Source organism: Pseudonocardia charpentierae (assembly GCF_031845345.1).
In the GTDB taxonomy this organism is placed as follows: domain Bacteria; phylum Actinomycetota; class Actinomycetes; order Mycobacteriales; family Pseudonocardiaceae; genus Pseudonocardia; species Pseudonocardia charpentierae.
The window spans coordinates 12528-31568 of the sequence record NZ_JAVREJ010000010.1 but is presented as its reverse complement, the minus strand read 5'-3'; the positions used below and the strand labels follow the sequence as shown (position 1 = coordinate 31568).

Here is a 19041-nt window from a genome sequence, read left to right as displayed (position 1 = left end):
CCCGTGCCCGCCTGTCCGCAGGGGCACGATTCGGCCGACCCCGACTGGTGCGACGTGTGCGGCCTCGCCCTGGCCGGGCCGAGCTCGGCCCCGTCCCCGTCGCCTCCGCCGGACTGCGTCGTGTGCGGTGCGCCGCTGAGCGGGCGCTTCTGCGAGCGCTGCGGACACGACAGCGACGCTCCGGCGCGGGCGACGTGGCAGGCCGTCGTGCGCGCGGACCCCGCCTGGTTCGAGGAGGTCCGCCGGCGGAACGGGGCCGACGCCGCCGCGCTGGAGTTCCCGCACCACGCCGTCGACCGGTGCTATCCGCTGTCCGGCGTGCGCGTGGCCATCGGCCGGCACAGCCGCATCCGCGGCACAACGCCCGAGATCGACCTCGCCGACGTGGACCCCGGTGTCTCGGCCGTGCACGCGGTGCTGGTGGCCCGCTCCGATGGCGGCTGGGACCTCGTCGATCTGGGCTCCACCAACGGCACCAGCCTCGCCGGCGCCGACGGCCCGATTACGGCGCACGTCCCGGTTCCGCTCGCCGACGGCAGCGTCGTCCGGCTCGGCGCCTGGACGACGATCACCGTCTCCGTCGATCAGTCGCGGTAGCGGGCCGGCGGGGGCTGCGGGACGGGCTTCAGCGTGCCGCCCAGCCACCGCTTGTAGCTCGCGGCGAGGCTGCCGTCGTCCCGGGAGCGCTCGAGCAGCGCGTTCACGAACCGCACCAGATCGGGCTGGTCGGGCCGCATCCCGACGCCGTACGACGAGTGGTCCAGCGCCCGGCCGACGACCTCCGTCTGCGGGTCCTGCGCGGCCAGCCCCGCCAGGATCACGTCGTCGCTGGAGACCGCGGACACCCGGCCCCGCTGCATCTCGACCACGCAGTCCGGAATCCCCCGCCGCGACACCACGTCCAGCCGCAGCGGCAGGGCGCGCAGCACGCCCTCGGTCGTCGACCCGAGCGACGTGCACACCCGCTGCCCGGTCAGGTCCTCGACCTCGCGCACGCCGCTGCCGACCGGCACCAGCAGCCGTTGCGACGCGGTCATGTAGGCGCTGGAGAACTCGACGCTGCGCTGGCGGTCGCAGGTGACGGTGAAGTGGTCGACGACCAGGTCGACCTCGCCGCGCTGCACCGCCCGCACGCGGTCGGCGATGTCGAGCACGACGAACTGGACCTTGTCGGCGTCGCCGAGGATGGCCTTCGCGATCGAGTGGACGATGTCGATGTCCGCGCCCACCAGCTGCCCGGTCTGCGGGTCGCGGTAGCCGGCGAGGAACTTGCCCCGGTCGACTCCCGCGATCAACCGGCCGCGCCCGGCGATCGCGGCCATCGTCGAGCCGGCCGGCATCGCCCCCGCGGCCGGGAGCGGGCCCGTGGGGCGCAGGCTCTCGCGGACGCCGGCACAGGCCGGGCTCTGCGTCGGGCTCGGCGGGGCGGACGTCGCGCTCGGCACCGCGCCGGAGGCGAGCTGGTTTGGAGCGGCGCCGCCGGGCAGCAGCAGCGCACCCACCGCGAGCACACCGGCGGCACACAGGTAGCCCAGCGGGCGTCCGACGTTGACGGTCGCTGTGGTCATCGGTCCTCCCCGATCCGTTGACCGAGACCGACCGCGACACCCGCGGCCGCCATCAGTGCCAGGAGGGCAGGACCGGCGACCAGGCCGGTCAGAGCCGATGCGGCGGAACCGGTGGCGTCGGTGAAGGCCGCGCGCTCCTCGTCGATCGCCTCGCCCAAGGCGGCGTCGAGGCGCTCGAAGGCCGCACCCGAGCCACCGGGCTCGGAGGTGACCACGGACGCCACCGCGTCGGCGTACCGCCCGCCGTCGTCGAGTTCGCGCACCTGCCGGTGGGCGGCCTGCCACTCCCCGACCGCCACACGCAGCGCCGTCACCCGGTCCGCCGAGCCGGGCGCCCCGCCGTCAGCCCGGCCGAGCAGGCCGCTCGCCCCGTCGGCGCCGACCACCGCGACGATCCCGGCGGTGAAGTCGTCGTCGGAGGCGAAACCGGCGCTGCGGGCCACCAGCGTGAGGCTCTCGGCGCTGCGGGCCTGCAGCACGGCGGTCCGGGCACCGTCCAGCGCTGTCACGGCGTCGCTGTGCCGCTGTGCGGTGGCGAGCCGGCTGTTGGCCGTGCCGACCGCCGCCACCCACCACACCAGCGCGGCCACCAGCGCGACCGCGGCGGTGAGCAGCCCGACGCTGACGATGCGGTGGGTGCGGCGCCGCTCGCGCAGCGAGACGTCGACGACCGCGACCAGCGTGGCCAGCAGCAGTGCCCCCACCGCGAACGGGATCGCGACGCCCCGCTCGTAGGCCCCGGCCAGCTCGGCGGCCTGCTGCCGGCGCAGCTCCTCGGCCGCCGGGAGGATCGTCCCGCGCATCAGCTCCGACGCGCTGCCCAGGAATGCCTGCCCCAGTGGCAGCCCCTCGCGGTTGAGCGTGCGCGCGGTCTCCACCAGCCCGGCGTAGACCGGCAGCTGGGCTGCGACGGTCGCGACCGGGATGCTGCCGGGCAGGCGCCCCGCGGCGTCGACCAGCCGGCCGGTCGCCCGGGCGATGTCGTCGTCGTAGCGGGTCCGCACCGCGATCGGTTCGCGGCCGCCGGAGACGTAGCCGCTCGTGGCCATCGCGTCGGCGTCGGCCAGCGAGCGGTAGAGCTCCGCGGAGTCGGCGGTCAGCGCCGCGATCCGGGTCTGCGCCTCCTCCACCGACGCGGTGCGCTGCATCCCGGCGAGCACGCTCACCAGCGCCGTGGCGAGACACCCGACGACCAGCACGATCGCCACCCGGAAGAGCCGCTCCGGTGTCGTGGACCCGCTGCCCAGCGACCGGCGCCACGCGGGCGCAGGTCGGGGCGGGGCGTCGACGCTCATGGCCACCTCCGACGGTCGTGCGGTGCAGCCATCGTGGCCCACGTCACCGGGACCCCTCCCCAGAGGCGCCCGCACGTGCCAGGCTGCGCCCATGAGTGTCGATCTCGACCCCGTCCGGTCCATGGTCGCGGGCGACCACGGCCTCGCCACGGTGGCGGTGGTGCGCGCCGACGGCACCCCGCACGTCTCCCTGGTCAACGCCGGTGTGCTGGACCACCCGCACACCGGCGAGCCCGTCGCCGCCTACGTCACGTACGGCCCGGTCAAGCTCCGCAGCCTGCGGGCCCGGCCGGCGACGGCGCTGACCTGGCGGGTCGGCTGGCGGTGGATCGCGGTCGACGGCGACAGCGAGATCGTCGGACCGGACGAGACCGATCCCGAGTCGCTGCGGCTGCTGCTCCGGGCGGTGTTCGCCGCGGCCGGCGGCACCCACGACGACTGGGACACCTACGACCGCGTCATGCGCGAGGAGGGCCGGGTCGCGGTGCTCGTGACGCCGCGCCGGGTCTACGGCAACAGCTGAGCACGGCACCGTCAGTAGCGGTTGACGACCGCGCTCTCCTCCAGCGCCGCGTCGATCTCCGCCGCCGGGACCGTCACCGCGGGGTGCTGGCTGCGGACGATCTCCCCGGCCGAGGGCACCTCGCCCTTCGCGGGCCACGACGCGGGATCCCACAGCGCGGACCGGCCGAACGCCTTGCTGCAGTGCAGGAACAGCTCGTCCACGACGACCTCGATCGCGAGGTGCGGGACAACCCCGCCGCGCGCCATCTCCGGGAGGTAGTCGGCGTCGGCGACGATCCGCCCGGTGCCGTTGACCCGCAGCGTGTCGCCCGAGCCGGGCACGAGGAACAGCATGCCCACCTGCGGGTTCGCCAGGATGTTGCGCAGGCTGTCGAGCCGGCGGTTGCCCTTGCGGTCGCCGAAGGCGAGGGTGCTGCGGTCGAGCACCAGGACACTGCCCGGGGGGTCGCCACGCGGGGACACGTCGCACGAGCCGTCGTCGGCGGAGGTGGCCAGCAGGAAGAACGGGCTGGCCTCGAGGAAGCGGCGGGAGGCGTCGTCGATGTGGTCGATCGCCTTGTCGGCGACGATCTGCGTGGGCGGGGGCACGATCTCGCGCAGCTCGTCGGCGGAACTGATGACTCTGGCCATGCGGCAAGGCTAGCCTTACGAGCGCTGCGCCAGCCGGGATCGCCGCCGCCCGTACGCCAGGTAGATCACCAGACCCAGCAGGAACCAGATGGCAAAGCGCAGCCACGTCACGGGGTCGAGGAAGCTGATCAGCCAGATCGAGAACCCGACGCCGACCAGCGGCACGACCGGCATCCCGGGGCAGCGGAACGTCCGCGGCAGGTCGGGCTGCTTGTAGCGCAGCACGACCACCGCGATGCAGACGACGATGAACGCCAGCAGGATCCCGATGTTCGTCAGCTCCGCCGCCTCGCCGATCGGCAGGAATCCGGCGATGAGGGCGGACGCGATGCCGAGGATCCAGGTGATCCGCGTCGGCGCGTGGGTCGTCGGTGAGGTGTGCGACAGCCAGCCGGGCAGCAGGCCGTCGCGGCTCATCGAGTAGCCCACCCGCGACGCCCCGAGCAGGAACGTGAACAGCACCGTGAGGATCCCGACGATCGCGCCGACGGAGATGACCGCCCCCAGCACCGGGAGCCCGACGTCGGCGAACGCCGACGCGAACGCCGCCTCGGCGTTGATGTCGCGGTAGTTCACCATGCCGGTCAGCACCAGGCAGGCCAGTACGTAGAGCACCATCGAGATCGCCAGCGAGTACAGGATTGCCTTCGGCATGTGCCGCTGGGAGTCCTTCGACTCCTCCGCGGCGGTGCTCATCGCGTCGTAGCCGAACACGGCGAAGAACACCGTCGCGGCGCCCGCGAACGCGCCGCCGAGCCCGAACGGGAAGAACGGGACGTAGTTGCCCGCCTGGATGTGGAAGGCGCCCACCACGATCACCAGCAGGACGATCGCGACCTTGAGGTAGACGAGCCACGTCTCGAAGCGTGCGGCGCTGCGCATCCCGCGGTTGAGGACGAAGGCGATGAGCAGGCACAGCAGCACGGCGAACAGGTCGATCTTGTAGGTGCCCGGAGGCACGTCGCCGGTCTCGGAACCGGGAGCGCCGAGCATCCACTGCGGCAACGACAGCCCGAGGAAACCGATCAGCTCGCCGAAGTAGCCGGAGATGCCGATGGCGACGACGGAGACGATTGCGGTGTACTCCAGCAGCAGGTCCCAGCCGATGAACCAGCCCGCGAACTCCCCCAGCACCACGTAGCCGTAGGTGTAGGCCGATCCCGCGCGCGGGATCAGGCCGGCGAACTCCGCGTAGGAGAAAGCGGCCGCGGCACTCGCGACGCCGGCGATCAGGAACGAGACGAGGACCGCGGGCCCGGCCTTCTCGTTCGCGACCGCCCCGGCCAGGGAGAAGATTCCGGCACCGATGATGCCGCCGATCCCGATGGCCGTGAGCTGCCACAGGCCGAGCGTGCGCTGCAGGCCGTCTCCGCCCTCGGACTCGATGTCGTCGATCGGCTTCCGGCGCAGGAACGCCGTGCGCAACCCCGACTCGGACATGCCGCCTCCCCCGCGTGATCGGACAAGGCGCCGGTCAGCCTCGGGTGGCCAGCGCCCGCAGGAAGAATGCGACATTGGCCGGTCGTTCAGCCAGTCGACGCATGAAGTAGCCGTACCACTGCGTCCCGTACGGCACGTACACGCGCATCCGTTCCCCGGCGGCGGCCAGGTCGACCTGCGCGCCGGGGCGGACGCCGTAGAGCATCTGCAGCTCGTACGGGCGGTCGCGACCGAGGTGCTGCGCGATCGCGACGAGCCGCGGGTCGTGCGTGGCGACCAGCGGAAGGCCCTCGCCGGCGAAGAGGATCTTCATGCAGCGGACGTACGACCGGTCGACGTCCGCACGGCCGGCGAAGGCGACCGACTCCGGCTCGTCGTAGGCACCCTTGCAGAGCCGGACCCGCGAACCCGGCCCGGCGAGATCGCGGCAGTCGCCCTCCGTGCGGCGCAGCTGCGACTGCAGCACCGCCGCGACCCACGGGAAGTCCGCGCGCAGCGCGGCGACCGTCGCGAGCGTGGCGTCGGTGGTGGTGTGGTCCTCCATGTCGACGGTGACGGTGGTGCCCGCCTCGGCCGCCGCCTCGCAGATCGCCCGGGCCCCGGCGAGGGAGAGCGCGTCGCCGTCGGGGAGGCCCTGCCCGACGGCGGAGAGCTTCACCGACACCTCGACCCGCTCGGCGAGACCCTCGGCGGTGAGCCGCAGCAGCAGGGCCCGGTAGGCGTCGACGGTCGCGTCGACCCCGGCCCGGTCCGTCGCGTTCTCGCCGAGGTGGTCGACGGTGACGAGCCGGTCGGCGGCCAGCCCGGCGATCACAGGTAGGGCGGCGTCGAGGTCGTTCCCGGCGACGAACCGGTCGACCACGGGCCGCATCGGTCGAGCCCCCTCCGCGAACGCTCGCATCCGCGGTGACTTCCCGGCGGCCAGCAACATCGACCTGAGCATGACCGGAAGCTACTGGTGGCTGCCGGCCACCCGCCGCCGACGCGCTGATCGGGCCCGCCACACCAGCCAGCCCAGCGCCGCGAGAACCGCCAGGAGCGCGACGATCACCAGCAGCGGCACGAAGAGGGCGATCAAGCTCAGACCGAGCGCGGCGCCGTCCTCGGCGGTCGAGAGCACCGGGGCGCCCATGCCGAGCGTCGCGACGTTGGCCGCGGGCCGGGCCGTCGTCTTGCCGACGTGGACGATGCCGGCCACCACGACGCCGAGCAGCATGCCCACCCACGGGTGCTGCATCTCCACGGATTTGTCGAGCTCCGCCGCGCCGGCCGTGGCCGCGGCGAGCAGACCGCCCATGGTCGGCCGGATGAAGGTCTGCACGGCGTCGTTGACGGTGTCGACGGCGGGCACCTTGTCCACCACGACCTCGGTGAGCAGCAGCGCCGACCCGATTCCGATCGCCCACCACGACTCGATCCACCCGTACGCCGACGGCAGGACGATCAGGTCGGTGTACTTGGCGATCAGCGCGACGACCAGGAACGGGATGTAGGCGTTGAGACCCGCGGCCGCGGACAACCCCATCCCGGTCAGCACAGCGATCATCGCGACCTCCTCGTGCCTCGGACTTCCTCCGATGATCCCGGTCCTGTCCGGTCGGTCCTCGAAACGTGCCGACTCCGTTATCACCCGCGAGTCCGCGACTTCGTCCCCGCGAGTCCGCGACTTCGTCCCCGCGAGTCCGTGACTTCGTCAGCGCGAGTCCGCCGGTTCGCCGGCGTGAACCCGCGCTTCCGACCTTCTCGGACACCCGAGGTCGTCGTCGGAACGTGCCTTTCGGCCTGACGAAGTCGCGGACTCGCGCGAGCGCGGGGTGCGCCGGGTTCCCGCGGCCAGGCCGATCACCAGACCGGCGGCGACCAGCCCCATGCCCGCCCACACCACCGGCGCCGGGATCGGTGCGCCGAGCAGCACGCCGCCGGCCGCCGCCGCAACCGGGACGACGCCGGTGAAGAGCCCCGCACGGTCTGCTCCCAGCCGGGTGACGGCGGTGTACCAGAGCACGAACGCCAGAGCGGTGACGACGACGGCGAGGTGTGCCGCCGCGAGGAGGTCGCCGGCGTCCAGGGTGACGATCGCCGCGGGCCCCTCGACGACGACCGCAAGCACCGCGAGCATCACCGCGGCGATCCACACCGTGTGCAGCGCGACCGCCCACGGCCCGAGGCGGCCCAGCACCGGCACCGCGAGCAGCGTGAACGCCACCTCCCCCGCGAGCACCACCGCCGCCCAGCCCAGCCCCGCGAGGTCGGTGCGGCCACCGCCGGAGACCAGCGCGGCCCCGACCGAGACGACGGCCGCCCCGGCGACGACGGCGACCGACGGCCGCGTGCCGCCGACGAGAGGGCCGGCTAGGGCGAGCACCAGCGGGACGGCCGCCACCGCGACACCGATGACCGCGGGCTCGGCGTGCGCCGTCCCGCGGACCACACCGATGTTGAAGATCACCAGCCCGGTCAGCGCGATCCCGCCCAGCCACGCCCACTCCCACCCGTGCGGACGCGGAAGGTGCCGTCCGGTGGCGCGTGCGAGGACCACCAGCAGCACCGCGGCGAGGGCGTAGCGCACGGCCTGCAGGGTGAACAGGGGGGCACCGGTGATCGTGGAGGACACGGCGACGGAGCTGCCGACGCAGGTCATGGCGGCGGCCGCGAGCACGGAGCCGGATCGGCGGAGCGACATGACGCTCACCTTCGGGCAGGCTTGGCCCATGGAACAGGGCCAAGCCGGAGCCGCGGCAGTGGACCAAGTCGGCCGGGGAGCGGATTTCCTTCAGCTCGACCCCGCATCCGCGCCCGCGCACGGCCTGGCGGGCTGGCTCACCGCAGCCGTCCGGGACGCGATCACCGACGGGCGTCTGCCCGCGGGCGCCCGGCTACCCGCGACGCGGGTGCTGGCCGGGCAGCTCGGCGTGTCGCGCGGGGTCGTCGTGGAGGCCTACCAGCGGCTCACCGACGAGGGCCTGCTCAGCGGCCGGCGCGGCGGCGGCACGGGTGTGCTGGCCACGTCGCCCCGTCCGGCCGCGGTGCGGGCGGAGACGGCGCCGGTCCGGGTGCCCATCGACCTGCGCCCCGGCCTGCCCGACCTGTCGGCGTTCCCGCGCCAGGCCTGGCTCCGCGCAGAACGCGCCGCCCTCGCCCGCACCCCGGACCACGCGCTCGGCTACGGCGACCCGCGCGGCACCCTCGAACTGCGCGCCGCACTCGCGACGTGGCTGGGCCGGTCGCGCGGTGTGCGCGCCGATCCCACGGAGATCGTGGTCGTGAACGGGGTGGCCCAGGGCCTCGCGCTGATCGCGCAGGTGCTCGCGCGCCGCGGCGTCACCACCGTCGGCTACGAGGACCCGGGCTCCCGCGGCACCCGTGACCAGCTGGAGCGCTGGGGGCTCACCCTCGAGCCGGTCCCGGTCGACGACCGCGGGCTGGACGTCGACGCCCTCACCGCGACCGGGGTCGGCCCCGTGTTCGTGACCCCGGCGCACCAGTACCCGACCGGCGGCGTCCTCGCGCCGGAGCGCCGGCGCGCGCTCCTGGAGTGGGCGCGGGCCGCGGACGGAAGGCTGGTGATCGAAGACGACTACGACGCGGAGCACCGCTATGACCGTGCTCCGGTGGCCGCCCTGGCCGCGGTCGCGCCCGAGCACGTCGTCCACGTGGGCAGCGTCTCGAAGACCCTCGCCCCGGCGCTGCGCCTGGGCTGGGTGGTCGCCCCGCGCGACGTGCGCGAGGAGCTGGTGGCGCGCAAACAGTGGTCGGACATCACGACGCCCGCGCTCGGCCAGCTCGCCCTCGCCGAGCTGATCACGTCCGGCGGGTTCGAGCGGCACCTGCGCAAGGTCCGCGCCCGCCAGCGCGACCGTCGCGACGCGCTGCTCGACGCCGTGCGGCTGCACCTGCCCGGCACCCGCGTGCACGGTGTCGCGGCCGGACTGCACCTGCTCGTGGGCCTGCCGGACGGCGCCGACGACGCCGCCGTCGCCGAACGCGCGCTGGCGGCGGGCGTCGCGGTGCAGCCGCTGTCGCACCACCGCCTGCGCCCCGGGCCGCCGGGCCTGGTGCTCGGCTACGCCGCGACGACCCCGGACCGGCTGCGGGAAGGCGTGCGACTGCTCGCCGACGCCATGTGATCAACCCCGTCGGCTGGGTGTCACCGCCACCGCCGCGACGCCCACGACGGCCGCGCCCGCAGCCGCGGCGCTGACCAGCAGGCGGCCCGGCGAGGGCAGGCGCCGCCAGGTGGCGACGGTCGTCACGGCGTCGACGACGTCGCAGAAGGCGGCCAGCCCGACCCACGTCCGCTCCGCCCGCGGCCCCTGGCTCACGGCGAGCAACGCGCCCGCCCCGAGGGCGATGTCGCGGGCACCGGCCGCGCGGCCGAGTACCTCGCCCGCCGGATGGGTCGACGACCACCCGACCCACGGCGTCGCGGCGAGCCGCGGACTCACCACGGCCGACACCCCCAGCGCGATCCGCGTCGCCGCGAGGGCCCGCCCACCCACTTGCACCAGCCGGTCCAGCTCCACGCCGTCCACCCTTCGCTCCGCGGCAGAACTACCCGACGTCCGCAGGTCTGATGCGCCACCCCGTGACGCACCTCCGAACAAGTAGTTAGCATGTGTCAAACAAGTAGGTGAAGGGATGTGGTGCGCGTGGCGGCCGAGACGGCGCTGCACCGGGCCGGGGCGGACGGGACCCGCCGGGACCACCATGACGAGCGCTACAAGTGGGTGGCGCTGTCCAACACGACGCTCGGGTTGCTCATGGCCACGATCAACTCCTCGATCGTGCTCATCGCAATGCCCGACATCTTCCGCGGCATCGGCATCGACCCGCTGGGCCCAGGCAACACCGGCTACCTGCTGTGGATGCTCATGGGCTTCATGGTGGTCACGGCCGTGCTCGTCGTCGGACTCGGCCGGCTGGGCGACATGTACGGCCGGGTCCGGATCTACAACCTCGGCTTCCTGATCTTCGCGATCTCGTCGGTCCTGCTCGCGGTGACGTGGATGCAGGGCGACGCCGCGGCGCTGTGGCTCATCGGCTGGCGGATCGTCCAGGGCGTCGGCGGTGCCTGCCTGATGGCCAACTCCAGTGCGATCCTCACCGACGCCTTCCCGCCGCGGCAGCGCGGGACGGCGCTGGGCATCAACGGCGTCGCCGCGATCGCCGGCTCGTTCCTCGGGTTGGTGATCGGGGGCCTCCTCGGGCCCGTCAACTGGCACCTCGTATTCCTCGTGTCCGTGCCGTTCGGCATCTTCGGCACGATCTGGGCCTACCTCAAGCTGCGCGACACCGGCGAGCGCCGCCCCGCCCGGATGGACTGGTGGGGCAACGTCACCTTCGCCGTCGGCCTGATCGCCGTGCTGGTCGGCATCACCTACGGCATCCAGCCCTACGGCGCCCACGTCATGGGCTGGACCAGCCCGTTCGTGGTGACCTGCCTGATCGGTGGCGTGCTGGTGCTCGCCGCGTTCGTCGCCATCGAGCTGCGGGTCCCGAACCCGCTGTTCGACCTGTCGCTGTTCAGGATCCGGGCCTTCACCCTCGGCAACACGGCGAACCTGCTCGCCTCGCTCGGTCGCGGCGGACTGCAGTTCGTCCTGATCATTTGGCTACAGGGCATCTGGCTTCCCCAGCACGGCTACTCCTTCGAGGAGACGCCGCTGTGGGCCGGCATCTACATGCTGCCGTTGACGATCGGCTTCCTGATCGCGGGACCGCTGTCGGGCGTGTTGTCCGACCGGATGGGCCCACGCTGGTTCAGCACCGGCGGGATGGTGCTGACGGCGGTGAGCTTCCTGCTGCTGGAGCTGCTGCCCGTCGACTTCTCCTACATGGCCTTCGCCGCCCTGCTGTTGCTCAACGGCGTCGGGATGGGCCTGTTCTCCTCTCCGAACCGCGCAGAGGTGATGAACAGTCTCCCCGCCCGGGCGCGCGGCGCCGGGGCCGGCATGAACGCCACCTTCCAGAACTCGGGGATGGTGCTCTCGATCGGCCTGTTCTTCACGCTCATGATCGCCGGGCTGGCGAACACCCTGCCGGCGGCGCTGTCGAGCGGGCTGACGGCGAACGGCGTTCCTGCCGCCGACGCCGCCCGGATCGCCGAGCTCCCGCCCGTCGCGGTCCTCTTCGCCGCCTTCCTCGGGTACAACCCGGTGCAGCAGTTGCTGGGCCCGGTGCTCACGACGCTGCCCGCGCAGCAGGCCGAGTACCTCACCGGCCGCAGCTTCTTCCCGCAGCTGATCACGGGCCCGTTCTCCGACGGCCTCACCGCGGCCTTCTGGTTCGCGATCGTCGCCTGCCTCATCGCCGCCGTGGCCTCCTGGTTCACCGGGACGCGTGGCCGGGCGGCCGTGCGGGAGTCGGTGGGTGCGGAGCTGGCGTCGGAATCCGGCGAGCTGGTGCGCGACGGGGCGATCGACCCGAGACCCGGCGGCGTGCCGGCGGGCCGGTTGCTCGGCACGTTGCGCCGGCCCGGTGGGGCCGAGGTGCCGCGTGGGAGCGTCACCGTCACCACGGCCGACGGTCTCCCGGTCGGTCGCGCCACGGTCGGCCCGGACGGTCGCTACACGCTGCAGGACCTGCCGGCGGGTACGTATCTGGTGGTCGCCACGGCCCCGGGCCTGCGTGCCGACGCGACCACGATCGTGCTCAACGGCGTCGGCGCGGTGCACGACTTCGCCCTCCGCGGAACCGGCGTGCTGCACGGGACGGTCACCGCTGCGGACACCGGGGCCCTGCCGGACGCGCTGGTGGTGGCGACCGACGGCGAGGGGCGCGTCACCGGCCGCACCCGCACGGCTGTCGACGGCCGCTGGACCCTCACGGGGCTACCCGCGGGCGAGGTGGCGGGCGACGTGACCGTGGTGGCCAGCCACCACGGGTACCGGCCGGCCACCGCCACGGTCGTCACGGGGTGCGAGCCCGGCGCCACCGACCTCACGCTCGTCCCGACCCGCACCGGGCTGGCGGGCACCGTCCGGAGCCCGGCCGGTCGGCCGGTGCCCGGGGCCGCGGTCTCGGCGACGGACGGGCTGGGCGACGTCGTGGCCACCGCGTTCACCGACCCGGCGGGCGACTACGCCCTGCCCGGCCTGGAACCGGGCCGCTACACGGTGGTCGCCACCGCCCTTGTCCCGGCGACGAGCCAGGTCGAGGTCGCGGCGGGCCCGGTGACGCGGTTGGACCTCGACCTGGGCACGCCGACCCACGAGCGCCCGCGCCACGCGGCGCCACGGGAAGGGTGACCCCATGACCGCGGCGACGGGGACGGGAACGGTGGCCGGCTCGACGTCGAACGAGGTGGCCGACCGCCTGCGACTGGCGATGCGACGCCTGGCGCGCAGGCTGGTCCGCGCCGACCCCGACGCGGGCATGACCCCGACCAGGCTGACCGCGCTCGGTGCCCTCGAGGCCGCCGGGCCGCTGCGGATCGGCGGCCTCGCCGACATCCTCGACACCAGCGCACCTACCACGTCGCGCCTCGTGGAGGGTTTGCACGAGCGCGGTCTCGTCGCCCGCACGCCGGATCCGGACGACCACCGCGCGACCCGGGTGGCGGTGACCGCGGAGGGCGTGGAACTGCTGCACTTGCAACGCGGACGCGTGATCGACGCCCTGGCCCGCCGCATCGACGACCTCGCCCCGGACCGCCGTGCCGCCCTCGTCGCCGCCCTGCCCGTGCTGGAACAGATCGCCCTCGCGGACTGACCGGTCGCGTCACCCCGCCGCACGCAGGACGGCCGTGACGGCCGGGAGAGCGCAATCGAGCTCGGCACGGGTCGGGCCGGCGTAGCCGAGGACGATCCCGGCCTGCGAGGGCACGCCGCTGTGGTGACGCGACAGGCCGTCCAGGGTCACCCCGTCCGCCGCGGCCGTCGCGAGCACCGACTCCTCCGCCGACGCCGAGGCCAGCGGCACCACGACGTGCGCCCCCGCCGCGTCGCCCAGGATCTGCCGTTCCGCGTCCGCCACCGCCGCGACGACGGCCCGCCGTCGTTCGGCCAGTTCGCGGCGCAGCCGCCGCAGGTGGCGACCGAGGTCGCCGTGCCCCGCCAGCTCCGCGAACACCCGCTGCCCGGCGCGCGCCGGGCGGACGCCCGCGCGGTCGCGCTGCCCGACCAGCGCGGTGCAGACGTCCGGCGGCCCCACCAGCCAGCCCACGCCGAGCGTCGGGGTGAGGAGCTTGCTCGCCGTGCCCAGGTGCACGACCACGTCAGGACCGAGCGCGGCGAGCAGCGGCAGCGGCGCGACGTCGTAGCGCAGCTCGCCGTCGTAGTCGTCCTCGACGACCAGGAAACCCTCGGTCCGCGCCCGCGCCACCAGCGCCACGCGCCGCGCCGCCGACAGCCGCGCGCCCAGCGGGAACTGGTGCGCCGGCGTGCAGTAGACGGCGGACAGGCCGGCAGGCAGAGCGTCGACGACCAGCCCGTCGCCGTCCACCGGCACCGGAACCACCTCGAGCCCGCCACTGCGCAGCGCCTCGACCGCCCGCTGGTAACCGGGCTCCTCCACGGCCACGGCGGCCCCGCGCGGCAAGATCCTGGCCAGCTCGCCGACCGCGGCCGTCGTCCCACCCGTCGCCAGTACGGTGCCGGGGTCGGCGGGCAGGCCGCGGTGGCGCAACAGGTGCTCGACGACCGCGGAGCGGAACGCGGGCAGGCCGACCGGGTCGGGCCGGATGTCGGGCGGCTCGTCGGCGGCGGCCCGCCAGGCCCGCCGCCACGCGGCCCGGTCCAGCGCCGCGACACACGGCATCCCGGCCCGCAGATCGATCGGTGCGGCATCGCCCGTGGCACGGGCCCGCGCCGGTCGCGCAGCGTCCACGGGACCGCGCGGTCCCGTCACGCTCGGCGGCACCGCCACCACGAACGTCCCCGCGCCGCGCCGGCCCGCCAACCAGCCTTCGGCGAGCAACTGGTCGTACGCCGCGGCCGTCACCGTCCTGCTCACGTCGAGATCGAGCGCGAGCGAGCGGGTCGACGGCAACCGGTCCCCCACCCGCACCGCGCCCGCCCTCGCCGCCGTCCGCAGTGCGTGCGCGAGCTGCACCGCGAGCGGGGTGTCGGCGTCCCGCTCCAGGGCTGGCAGGGGAAGGTCCACGAGTGGCATCCTTGAATCGATGGGAAATGGCCCTCCCAGACTGCCACCGGAGGCCGCACGATGACTATGTGACCGCGTCCCTGTCCCCCACCGCACCCCTGTCCCCCACGGCTCGCAGCACGATCCGCCGCGGTGCGCGCCGCGCCCGGACCGACCGCGCCGAGCTGTACGCCGTGCTCGACGCCGGCCTGATCTGCCACCTCGGGGTGGTCCTCGGCGACGCGCCCGTCGTCCTGCCCACCGCCTACGGCCGGATCGACGACACGCTCTACCTGCACGGATCCACCGGCGCCGGCACCCTGCGCGCGGCCGCGACGGGCGCCCCGGTGTGCGTGACGGTCACCCACGTCGACGGCGTCGTCTACGCGCGCTCGGTGTTCCACTTCTCGATGAACTACCGCAGCGCGGTCGTGCACGGCCGGGCCAGGATCGTCGACGACGCCGACGAGCGTCTGGCCGGGCTGCGCGCCGTGACCCAGCACGTCGCGCCCGGCTCGTGGGACCACGCCCGCCTCCCGAACCGCAAGGAGCTCGCCGCCACGGCCGTGCTGGCACTCGATCTCGACGAGGCGAGCGTCAAGGTGCGGACGGGTCCCCCCGTCGACGACGACGAGGACGTCGCCGCCGGTGGCCGCTGGGCCGGCGTCGTCCCGACCCGCACCGTCTTCGACGTGCCCCAGCCCTGCCCCCTGCTCCCGCCCGACACCCCCGCCCCACCCCACGTGGCCGCCCGCTGACGCGCGAGTCGGTACGACTTGGCGAGCGAATGCGAGGTTCGGGGCACAGTTCCCTGCCCCGGATCGCGCTTTCGCTCGCCACTTTCTGCCGACTCGCGCGCACCAGTACGCACACTCGCGCTGACGAACGTGCCGACTCGCGGGTGAACTACCCTGGGCGCCCGTGACCGTCGCTCCCGCCTATCCCCGGGCCGAGCGCCTGGATCTCGTCGACCACCTGCACGGCCGCCCCGTGGCCGACCCGTACCGCTGGCTGGAGGACCCGGACGACCCGCGCACGCGGGAGTGGTCCGCCGCGCAGGACACGCTGGCCCGCGCGCATCTCGACGCCCTTCCCGGTCGCGACCGGCTCGCCGCCACCCTGGGCGCCCTGACCGATGCCGGCTGGGTGGGCGTTCCGGTCTGGCGGGCCGGGCGCCGGTTCGCGAGCCGCCGGGAACCGGGCCAGGAGCACGGGGTCGTCTCCGTCACCGACCCGGACGGTACCGAGCGCGTCCTGCTCGACCCCGCCGCGATCGACCCCACCGGCCTGACCACGCTCGACGCCTGGATCCCGGACCAGGAGGGTCGCCTGCTGGCCTACCAGCTCTCCTCCGGCGGCGACGAGCAGTCGGTACTGCACGTCCTCGACGTCGGTACCGGTCGCGACGTCGAGCCGCCGATCGACCGCTGCCGCTACTCCGACGTCGCGTGGCTGCCGGGCGGAGAGGAGTTCTTCTACGTCCGCATGGTCGCCGCCGACGAGGCACCGCCGGGCGAGCAGGCGTTCCACCGCCGGATCTGGCGGCACCGCCTCGGCACCCCGACCGACGCCGACGTCCTCCTCGAGGGCCCCGGCCTCTACGAGAACCACAACTACTACGGGGTCGACGTCTCCGACGACGGCCGCTGGCTGGTCGTCTCCGCGAACGTCGGGACGGCCCGCCGCGACAGCGTGTGGATCGCCGACCTTCACGGTGACGCCGTCCTGATCCCCGTGCTCACCCAGGCCGACGACGTGCGCTGCGGCGCCTGGGTGGAGCGCGACGGCCGGCTCTACCTGCTCACCACCGACGGCGCTCCCCGCTTCCGCCTCGCCGTCACCGACCCCACCACCCCCGGTCGCGAGCACTGGCGCGAACTGGTCGCCGAGGACCCCGACTCGGTGCTGGAGGGTGTCCGCTGGCTGCAGCCCGCAGACTCCGCCGACCCCGCCGACGGCGTGCTCGTGCTCGCCCGCAGCCGGCACGCCACCGCGGAGGTGGCGCTGCACGACCGCGAGGGCACGTTCCGCGTCACGGTCCCGCTGCCCGGGCTCGGCTCCCTGCGCGGGCTGACGACCGCCGACCCGGCCACGCCCGAGAAGCAGGGCACGCTGTGGATCGGCTGGACCGACCTCGTCACCCCGCAACAGGTCCGCCGCTTCGATCTCGAGACCGGCGACACCGTCCTGGACACCGCCGCTCCGGGCGCGGTCGAGGTGCCGCCCGTGCGGATCGCGCAGCAGGAGCTGACCTCGGCTGACGGCACGACGGTGCGCATGTTCGTCGTCAGCCCGGTAGGAGGCCAAGGCCCGCGGCCCGCCCTGCTCACCGGCTACGGGGGCTTCGGCATCCACCCCGACCCCGCCTACAGCTCCTCCGCCCTGGCCTGGGTCGGCGCCGGCGGTGTCTACGCGCTGGTGTCGCTGCGCGGCGGCGGTGAGGAGGGCGAGGCCTGGCATCGGGCGGGCAACCGCGGCAACAAGCAGAACGTCTTCGACGACTTCCACGCCGCCGCGCAGGCCCTCGTCGACACCGGTGCCACCACTCCCGACCAGCTGGCGATCCTCGGCGGCTCCAACGGCGGGCTCCTCGTCGGCGCGGCGCTGACCCAGCGGCCCGAGCTCTACCGGGCCGTCGTGTGCTCGGCACCGCTGCTCGACATGGTCCGCTACGAGCACTTCTCGCTCGGCCGCACCTGGAACGACGAGTACGGCACCGCTGACGACGCGGAGGAGCTGAGCTGGCTGCTCTCCTACTCCCCCTACCACCACGTGCGGGACGGGACGGCCTACCCGGCCGTTCTGTTCACCGTGTTCGACTCCGACACCCGCGTCGACCCGCTGCACGCCCGCAAGATGTGCGCGGCGCTGCAGCACGCCACCTCGGGCGACCTCACCACGCGACCCGTGCTGCTGCGCCGCGAGACCGACGTCGGCCACGGCGCCCGCTCCGTCTCGCGCAGCATCACCCTCGGCGTCGACCAGCTGTCGTTCCTCGCCTCACACACCGGGCTGCCCCTGTGATGACCCCGCCGAGCACCCCGCTGACGACGACCCCGGTCCCCACACCAGTGCCGACCACGGACCCGACCGGCTCGATCATCCCCCCGGCCCCGTCCGTGGGCGACCTCGCCACGACCGTCGCCGAGCCCGTCTGCGCCACGGATCCCGGCTCGTGGTGCGAGCGGTTCTACCAGTGGACCGACAACGATTTCCTGGCCCGATCGGCCGACGTCATCGTGGCCAAGTCGTTCACGATCGCCCTCACCGTCCTGCTCGCGCTGATCGCCCGCTTCCTCCTGCATCGAGCCATCCACCGGCTCGTCGAGGGTGCCGCCAGCAGCCGGGTCTCCCGCATCATCAGCCGCCGGACGCGCCCGCAGCTTGGAGAGGGGGCCGCCGCGCCGGTCTCCCCCCGGCGGGCCCAGCGCGCCCGCACGATCGGCTCCGTGCTGCGCTCGGCCAGCTCGTTCGTGGTGGGCGCGGTCGCCGTCGCGATGATCCTGTCGGAGTTCGGCGTGGCACTCGGGCCCATCCTCGCCTCGGCGGGCATCGCCGGTCTGGCGATCGGCTTCGGGGCGCAGAACCTCGTCCGCGACTTCCTCTCGGGGATGTTCATGTTGCTGGAGGACCAGTATGGGGTCGGCGACATCGTCGACCTGGGCTCGGCCAACGGCACCGTCGAGGCCGTGGGCCTGCGGATCACGACGGTGCGCGACGGGAACGGGACCGTCTGGTACGTGCGCAACGGCGAGATCCTGCGGGTGGGCAACAAGAGCCAGGGCTACGCCGTCGCCGTGGCGGACCTGCTGCTCGCGCACAACGCGGACATCGGCCGGGCCGTTGAGATCGCGACCCGGGTGGCGGCCGAGGCCGTGGCCGACCCGGATGTCGCCGAGTACGTGATCGAGCCGCCCGAGGTCGTCGGGATCGAGAAGGTCGGGCCCGAGGGCGTGACGTTCCGGGTCACCGCGCGCACCGCGCCCGGTCAGCAGTTCGGCGTGCAGCGGGCACTCATCACCGCGCTGACCGAGGCCTTCGACCGCGAAGGCCTGCCGCGCCCGCTCGCGTTCCCGACCGCGGCGCCCCCGCCCACGAAGTAGAGGGACAATGGCATCGTGACAGTGCCCCGGAACTTCTACGACGAGGTCGGCGGAGCCCCCGTCTTCCACAAGATCGTCGCGCGCTTCTACGAGGAGGTCCGCGACGACTCCGTGCTGCGTCCCCTCTACCCGGAGGAGGACCTCGGGCCCGCCGAAGACCGGCTGCGAATGTTCCTCGAGCAGTACTGGGGCGGGCCACGCACGTATTCCGACCAGCGCGGCCACCCCCGCCTGCGAATGCGCCACTTCCCCTTCCGGATCGGCCCGATCGAGCACGACGCCTGGCTGCGTTGCATGCGGATCGCGGTCGACGAGGCCGGGCTCGCGCCCGCACACCGCGACCAGCTCTGGCAGTACCTGGAGTACGCCGCGGCCAGCATGGTCAACTCACCGGTCTGA

18 protein-coding genes are annotated in these 19041 nt (G+C 73.9%); 9 read left to right on the top strand and 9 right to left on the bottom strand.

All coding sequences use genetic code 11. The features are described from left to right. Positions 1 to 3 precede the first annotated feature (3 nt). Entirely contained in the window at positions 4 to 597 is a 594-nt protein-coding gene (locus tag RM445_RS15315) for an FHA domain-containing protein (RefSeq protein ID WP_311556948.1), read from the top strand. On the opposite strand, the gene RM445_RS15310 is transcribed toward RM445_RS15315, so the two are convergent. Together RM445_RS15310 and RM445_RS15305 are read right to left on the bottom strand one after the other, a co-directional pair. Further along, positions 585 to 1568 carry a glutamate ABC transporter substrate-binding protein gene (locus tag RM445_RS15310; protein WP_311556946.1) on the bottom strand — a complete coding sequence of 328 codons (984 nt, stop codon included), beginning with the start codon at positions 1566 to 1568 and terminating at the stop codon, positions 585 to 587. The two genes, RM445_RS15315 and RM445_RS15310, sit on opposite strands and share 13 nt — an antisense overlap. Further along, entirely contained in the window at positions 1565 to 2863 is a 1299-nt protein-coding gene (locus RM445_RS15305; RefSeq protein WP_311556944.1) for a hypothetical protein, read from the bottom strand. The genes RM445_RS15310 and RM445_RS15305 overlap by 4 nt, the downstream gene beginning before the upstream one ends. Before the next feature lie 91 nt (positions 2864 to 2954). On the opposite strand from RM445_RS15305, the gene RM445_RS15300 reads away from it, so the two are divergent. Then, positions 2955 to 3386, top strand: a complete 432-nt coding sequence (locus RM445_RS15300; protein ID WP_311556942.1) for a TIGR03618 family F420-dependent PPOX class oxidoreductase — start codon at positions 2955 to 2957, stop codon at positions 3384 to 3386. Positions 3387 to 3397: 11 nt separating this feature from the next. Here RM445_RS15300 and RM445_RS15295 read toward each other — a convergent pair whose 3' ends face one another. The 5 genes from RM445_RS15295 to RM445_RS15275 all read right to left on the bottom strand — a co-directional run bounded on the left by RM445_RS15295 (position 3398) and on the right by RM445_RS15275 (position 8141). Beyond that, a complete protein-coding gene (locus RM445_RS15295; RefSeq protein WP_311556941.1) occupies positions 3398 to 4018 on the bottom strand; it encodes an MSMEG_1061 family FMN-dependent PPOX-type flavoprotein in 621 nt (206 codons plus the stop codon). 15 nt (positions 4019 to 4033) lie between these two features. Further along, positions 4034 to 5458 (bottom strand): amino acid permease, encoded by a 1425-nt coding sequence (locus tag RM445_RS15290; RefSeq protein ID WP_311556940.1) that lies wholly within the window; start codon positions 5456 to 5458, stop codon positions 4034 to 4036. 34 nt (positions 5459 to 5492) lie between these two features. Continuing rightward, a complete protein-coding gene (locus RM445_RS15285; protein WP_311556938.1) occupies positions 5493 to 6401 on the bottom strand; it encodes a proline dehydrogenase family protein in 909 nt (302 codons plus the stop codon). A 9-nt stretch (positions 6402 to 6410) separates the two neighbouring features. Next, a complete protein-coding gene (locus tag RM445_RS15280) occupies positions 6411 to 7004 on the bottom strand; it encodes a DUF4126 domain-containing protein (RefSeq protein WP_311556936.1) in 594 nt (197 codons plus the stop codon). 147 nt (positions 7005 to 7151) lie between these two features. Next, positions 7152 to 8141, bottom strand: a complete 990-nt coding sequence (locus RM445_RS15275) for a DMT family transporter (protein WP_311556935.1) — start codon at positions 8139 to 8141, stop codon at positions 7152 to 7154. A gap of 28 nt (positions 8142 to 8169) precedes the next feature. On the opposite strand from RM445_RS15275, the gene pdxR (RM445_RS15270) reads away from it, so the two are divergent. Continuing rightward, a complete protein-coding gene (gene pdxR, locus RM445_RS15270) occupies positions 8170 to 9585 on the top strand; it encodes a MocR-like pyridoxine biosynthesis transcription factor PdxR (RefSeq protein WP_311556934.1) in 1416 nt (471 codons plus the stop codon). Here the strand turns inward: pdxR (RM445_RS15270) and RM445_RS15265 are convergent, their stop codons facing one another. Further along, positions 9586 to 9990: a hypothetical protein gene (locus RM445_RS15265; RefSeq protein ID WP_311556932.1), complete on the bottom strand. Its 405-nt coding sequence runs from the start codon at positions 9988 to 9990 to the stop codon at positions 9586 to 9588. It lies immediately after the preceding gene. Positions 9991 to 10218: 228 nt separating this feature from the next. Between RM445_RS15265 and RM445_RS15260 the strand changes: the two genes are divergently transcribed. Both RM445_RS15260 and RM445_RS15255 read left to right on the top strand, forming a co-directional pair. Further along, positions 10219 to 12705: an MFS transporter gene (locus tag RM445_RS15260; RefSeq protein WP_311557195.1), complete on the top strand. Its 2487-nt coding sequence runs from the start codon at positions 10219 to 10221 to the stop codon at positions 12703 to 12705. A gap of 4 nt (positions 12706 to 12709) precedes the next feature. After that, complete coding sequence (locus RM445_RS15255) at positions 12710 to 13168, top strand: MarR family winged helix-turn-helix transcriptional regulator (protein ID WP_311556930.1); 459 nt, start codon at positions 12710 to 12712, stop codon at positions 13166 to 13168. A 9-nt stretch (positions 13169 to 13177) separates the two neighbouring features. Here RM445_RS15255 and pdxR (RM445_RS15250) read toward each other — a convergent pair whose 3' ends face one another. After that, entirely contained in the window at positions 13178 to 14569 is a 1392-nt protein-coding gene (gene pdxR / locus RM445_RS15250; protein ID WP_311556929.1) for a MocR-like pyridoxine biosynthesis transcription factor PdxR, read from the bottom strand. Positions 14570 to 14628: 59 nt separating this feature from the next. Between pdxR (RM445_RS15250) and RM445_RS15245 the strand changes: the two genes are divergently transcribed. From RM445_RS15245 to RM445_RS15230, 4 genes are all read left to right on the top strand, one after another. Continuing rightward, complete coding sequence (locus RM445_RS15245; RefSeq protein WP_311556928.1) at positions 14629 to 15297, top strand: pyridoxamine 5'-phosphate oxidase family protein; 669 nt, start codon at positions 14629 to 14631, stop codon at positions 15295 to 15297. Between the two features lie 163 nt (positions 15298 to 15460). Further along, on the top strand, positions 15461 to 17563 hold the full coding sequence (locus RM445_RS15240) for a prolyl oligopeptidase family serine peptidase (RefSeq protein WP_311556927.1): 2103 nt from the start codon (positions 15461 to 15463) through the stop codon (positions 17561 to 17563). After that, the gene (locus tag RM445_RS15235; RefSeq protein WP_311556926.1) at positions 17563 to 18642 is read left to right on the top strand and encodes a mechanosensitive ion channel family protein; all 1080 of its coding nucleotides are present in this window, start codon (positions 17563 to 17565) and stop codon (positions 18640 to 18642) included. The genes RM445_RS15240 and RM445_RS15235 overlap by 1 nt, the downstream gene beginning before the upstream one ends. Positions 18643 to 18657: 15 nt before the next feature. Then, a complete protein-coding gene (locus tag RM445_RS15230) occupies positions 18658 to 19041 on the top strand; it encodes a globin (protein WP_311556924.1) in 384 nt (127 codons plus the stop codon).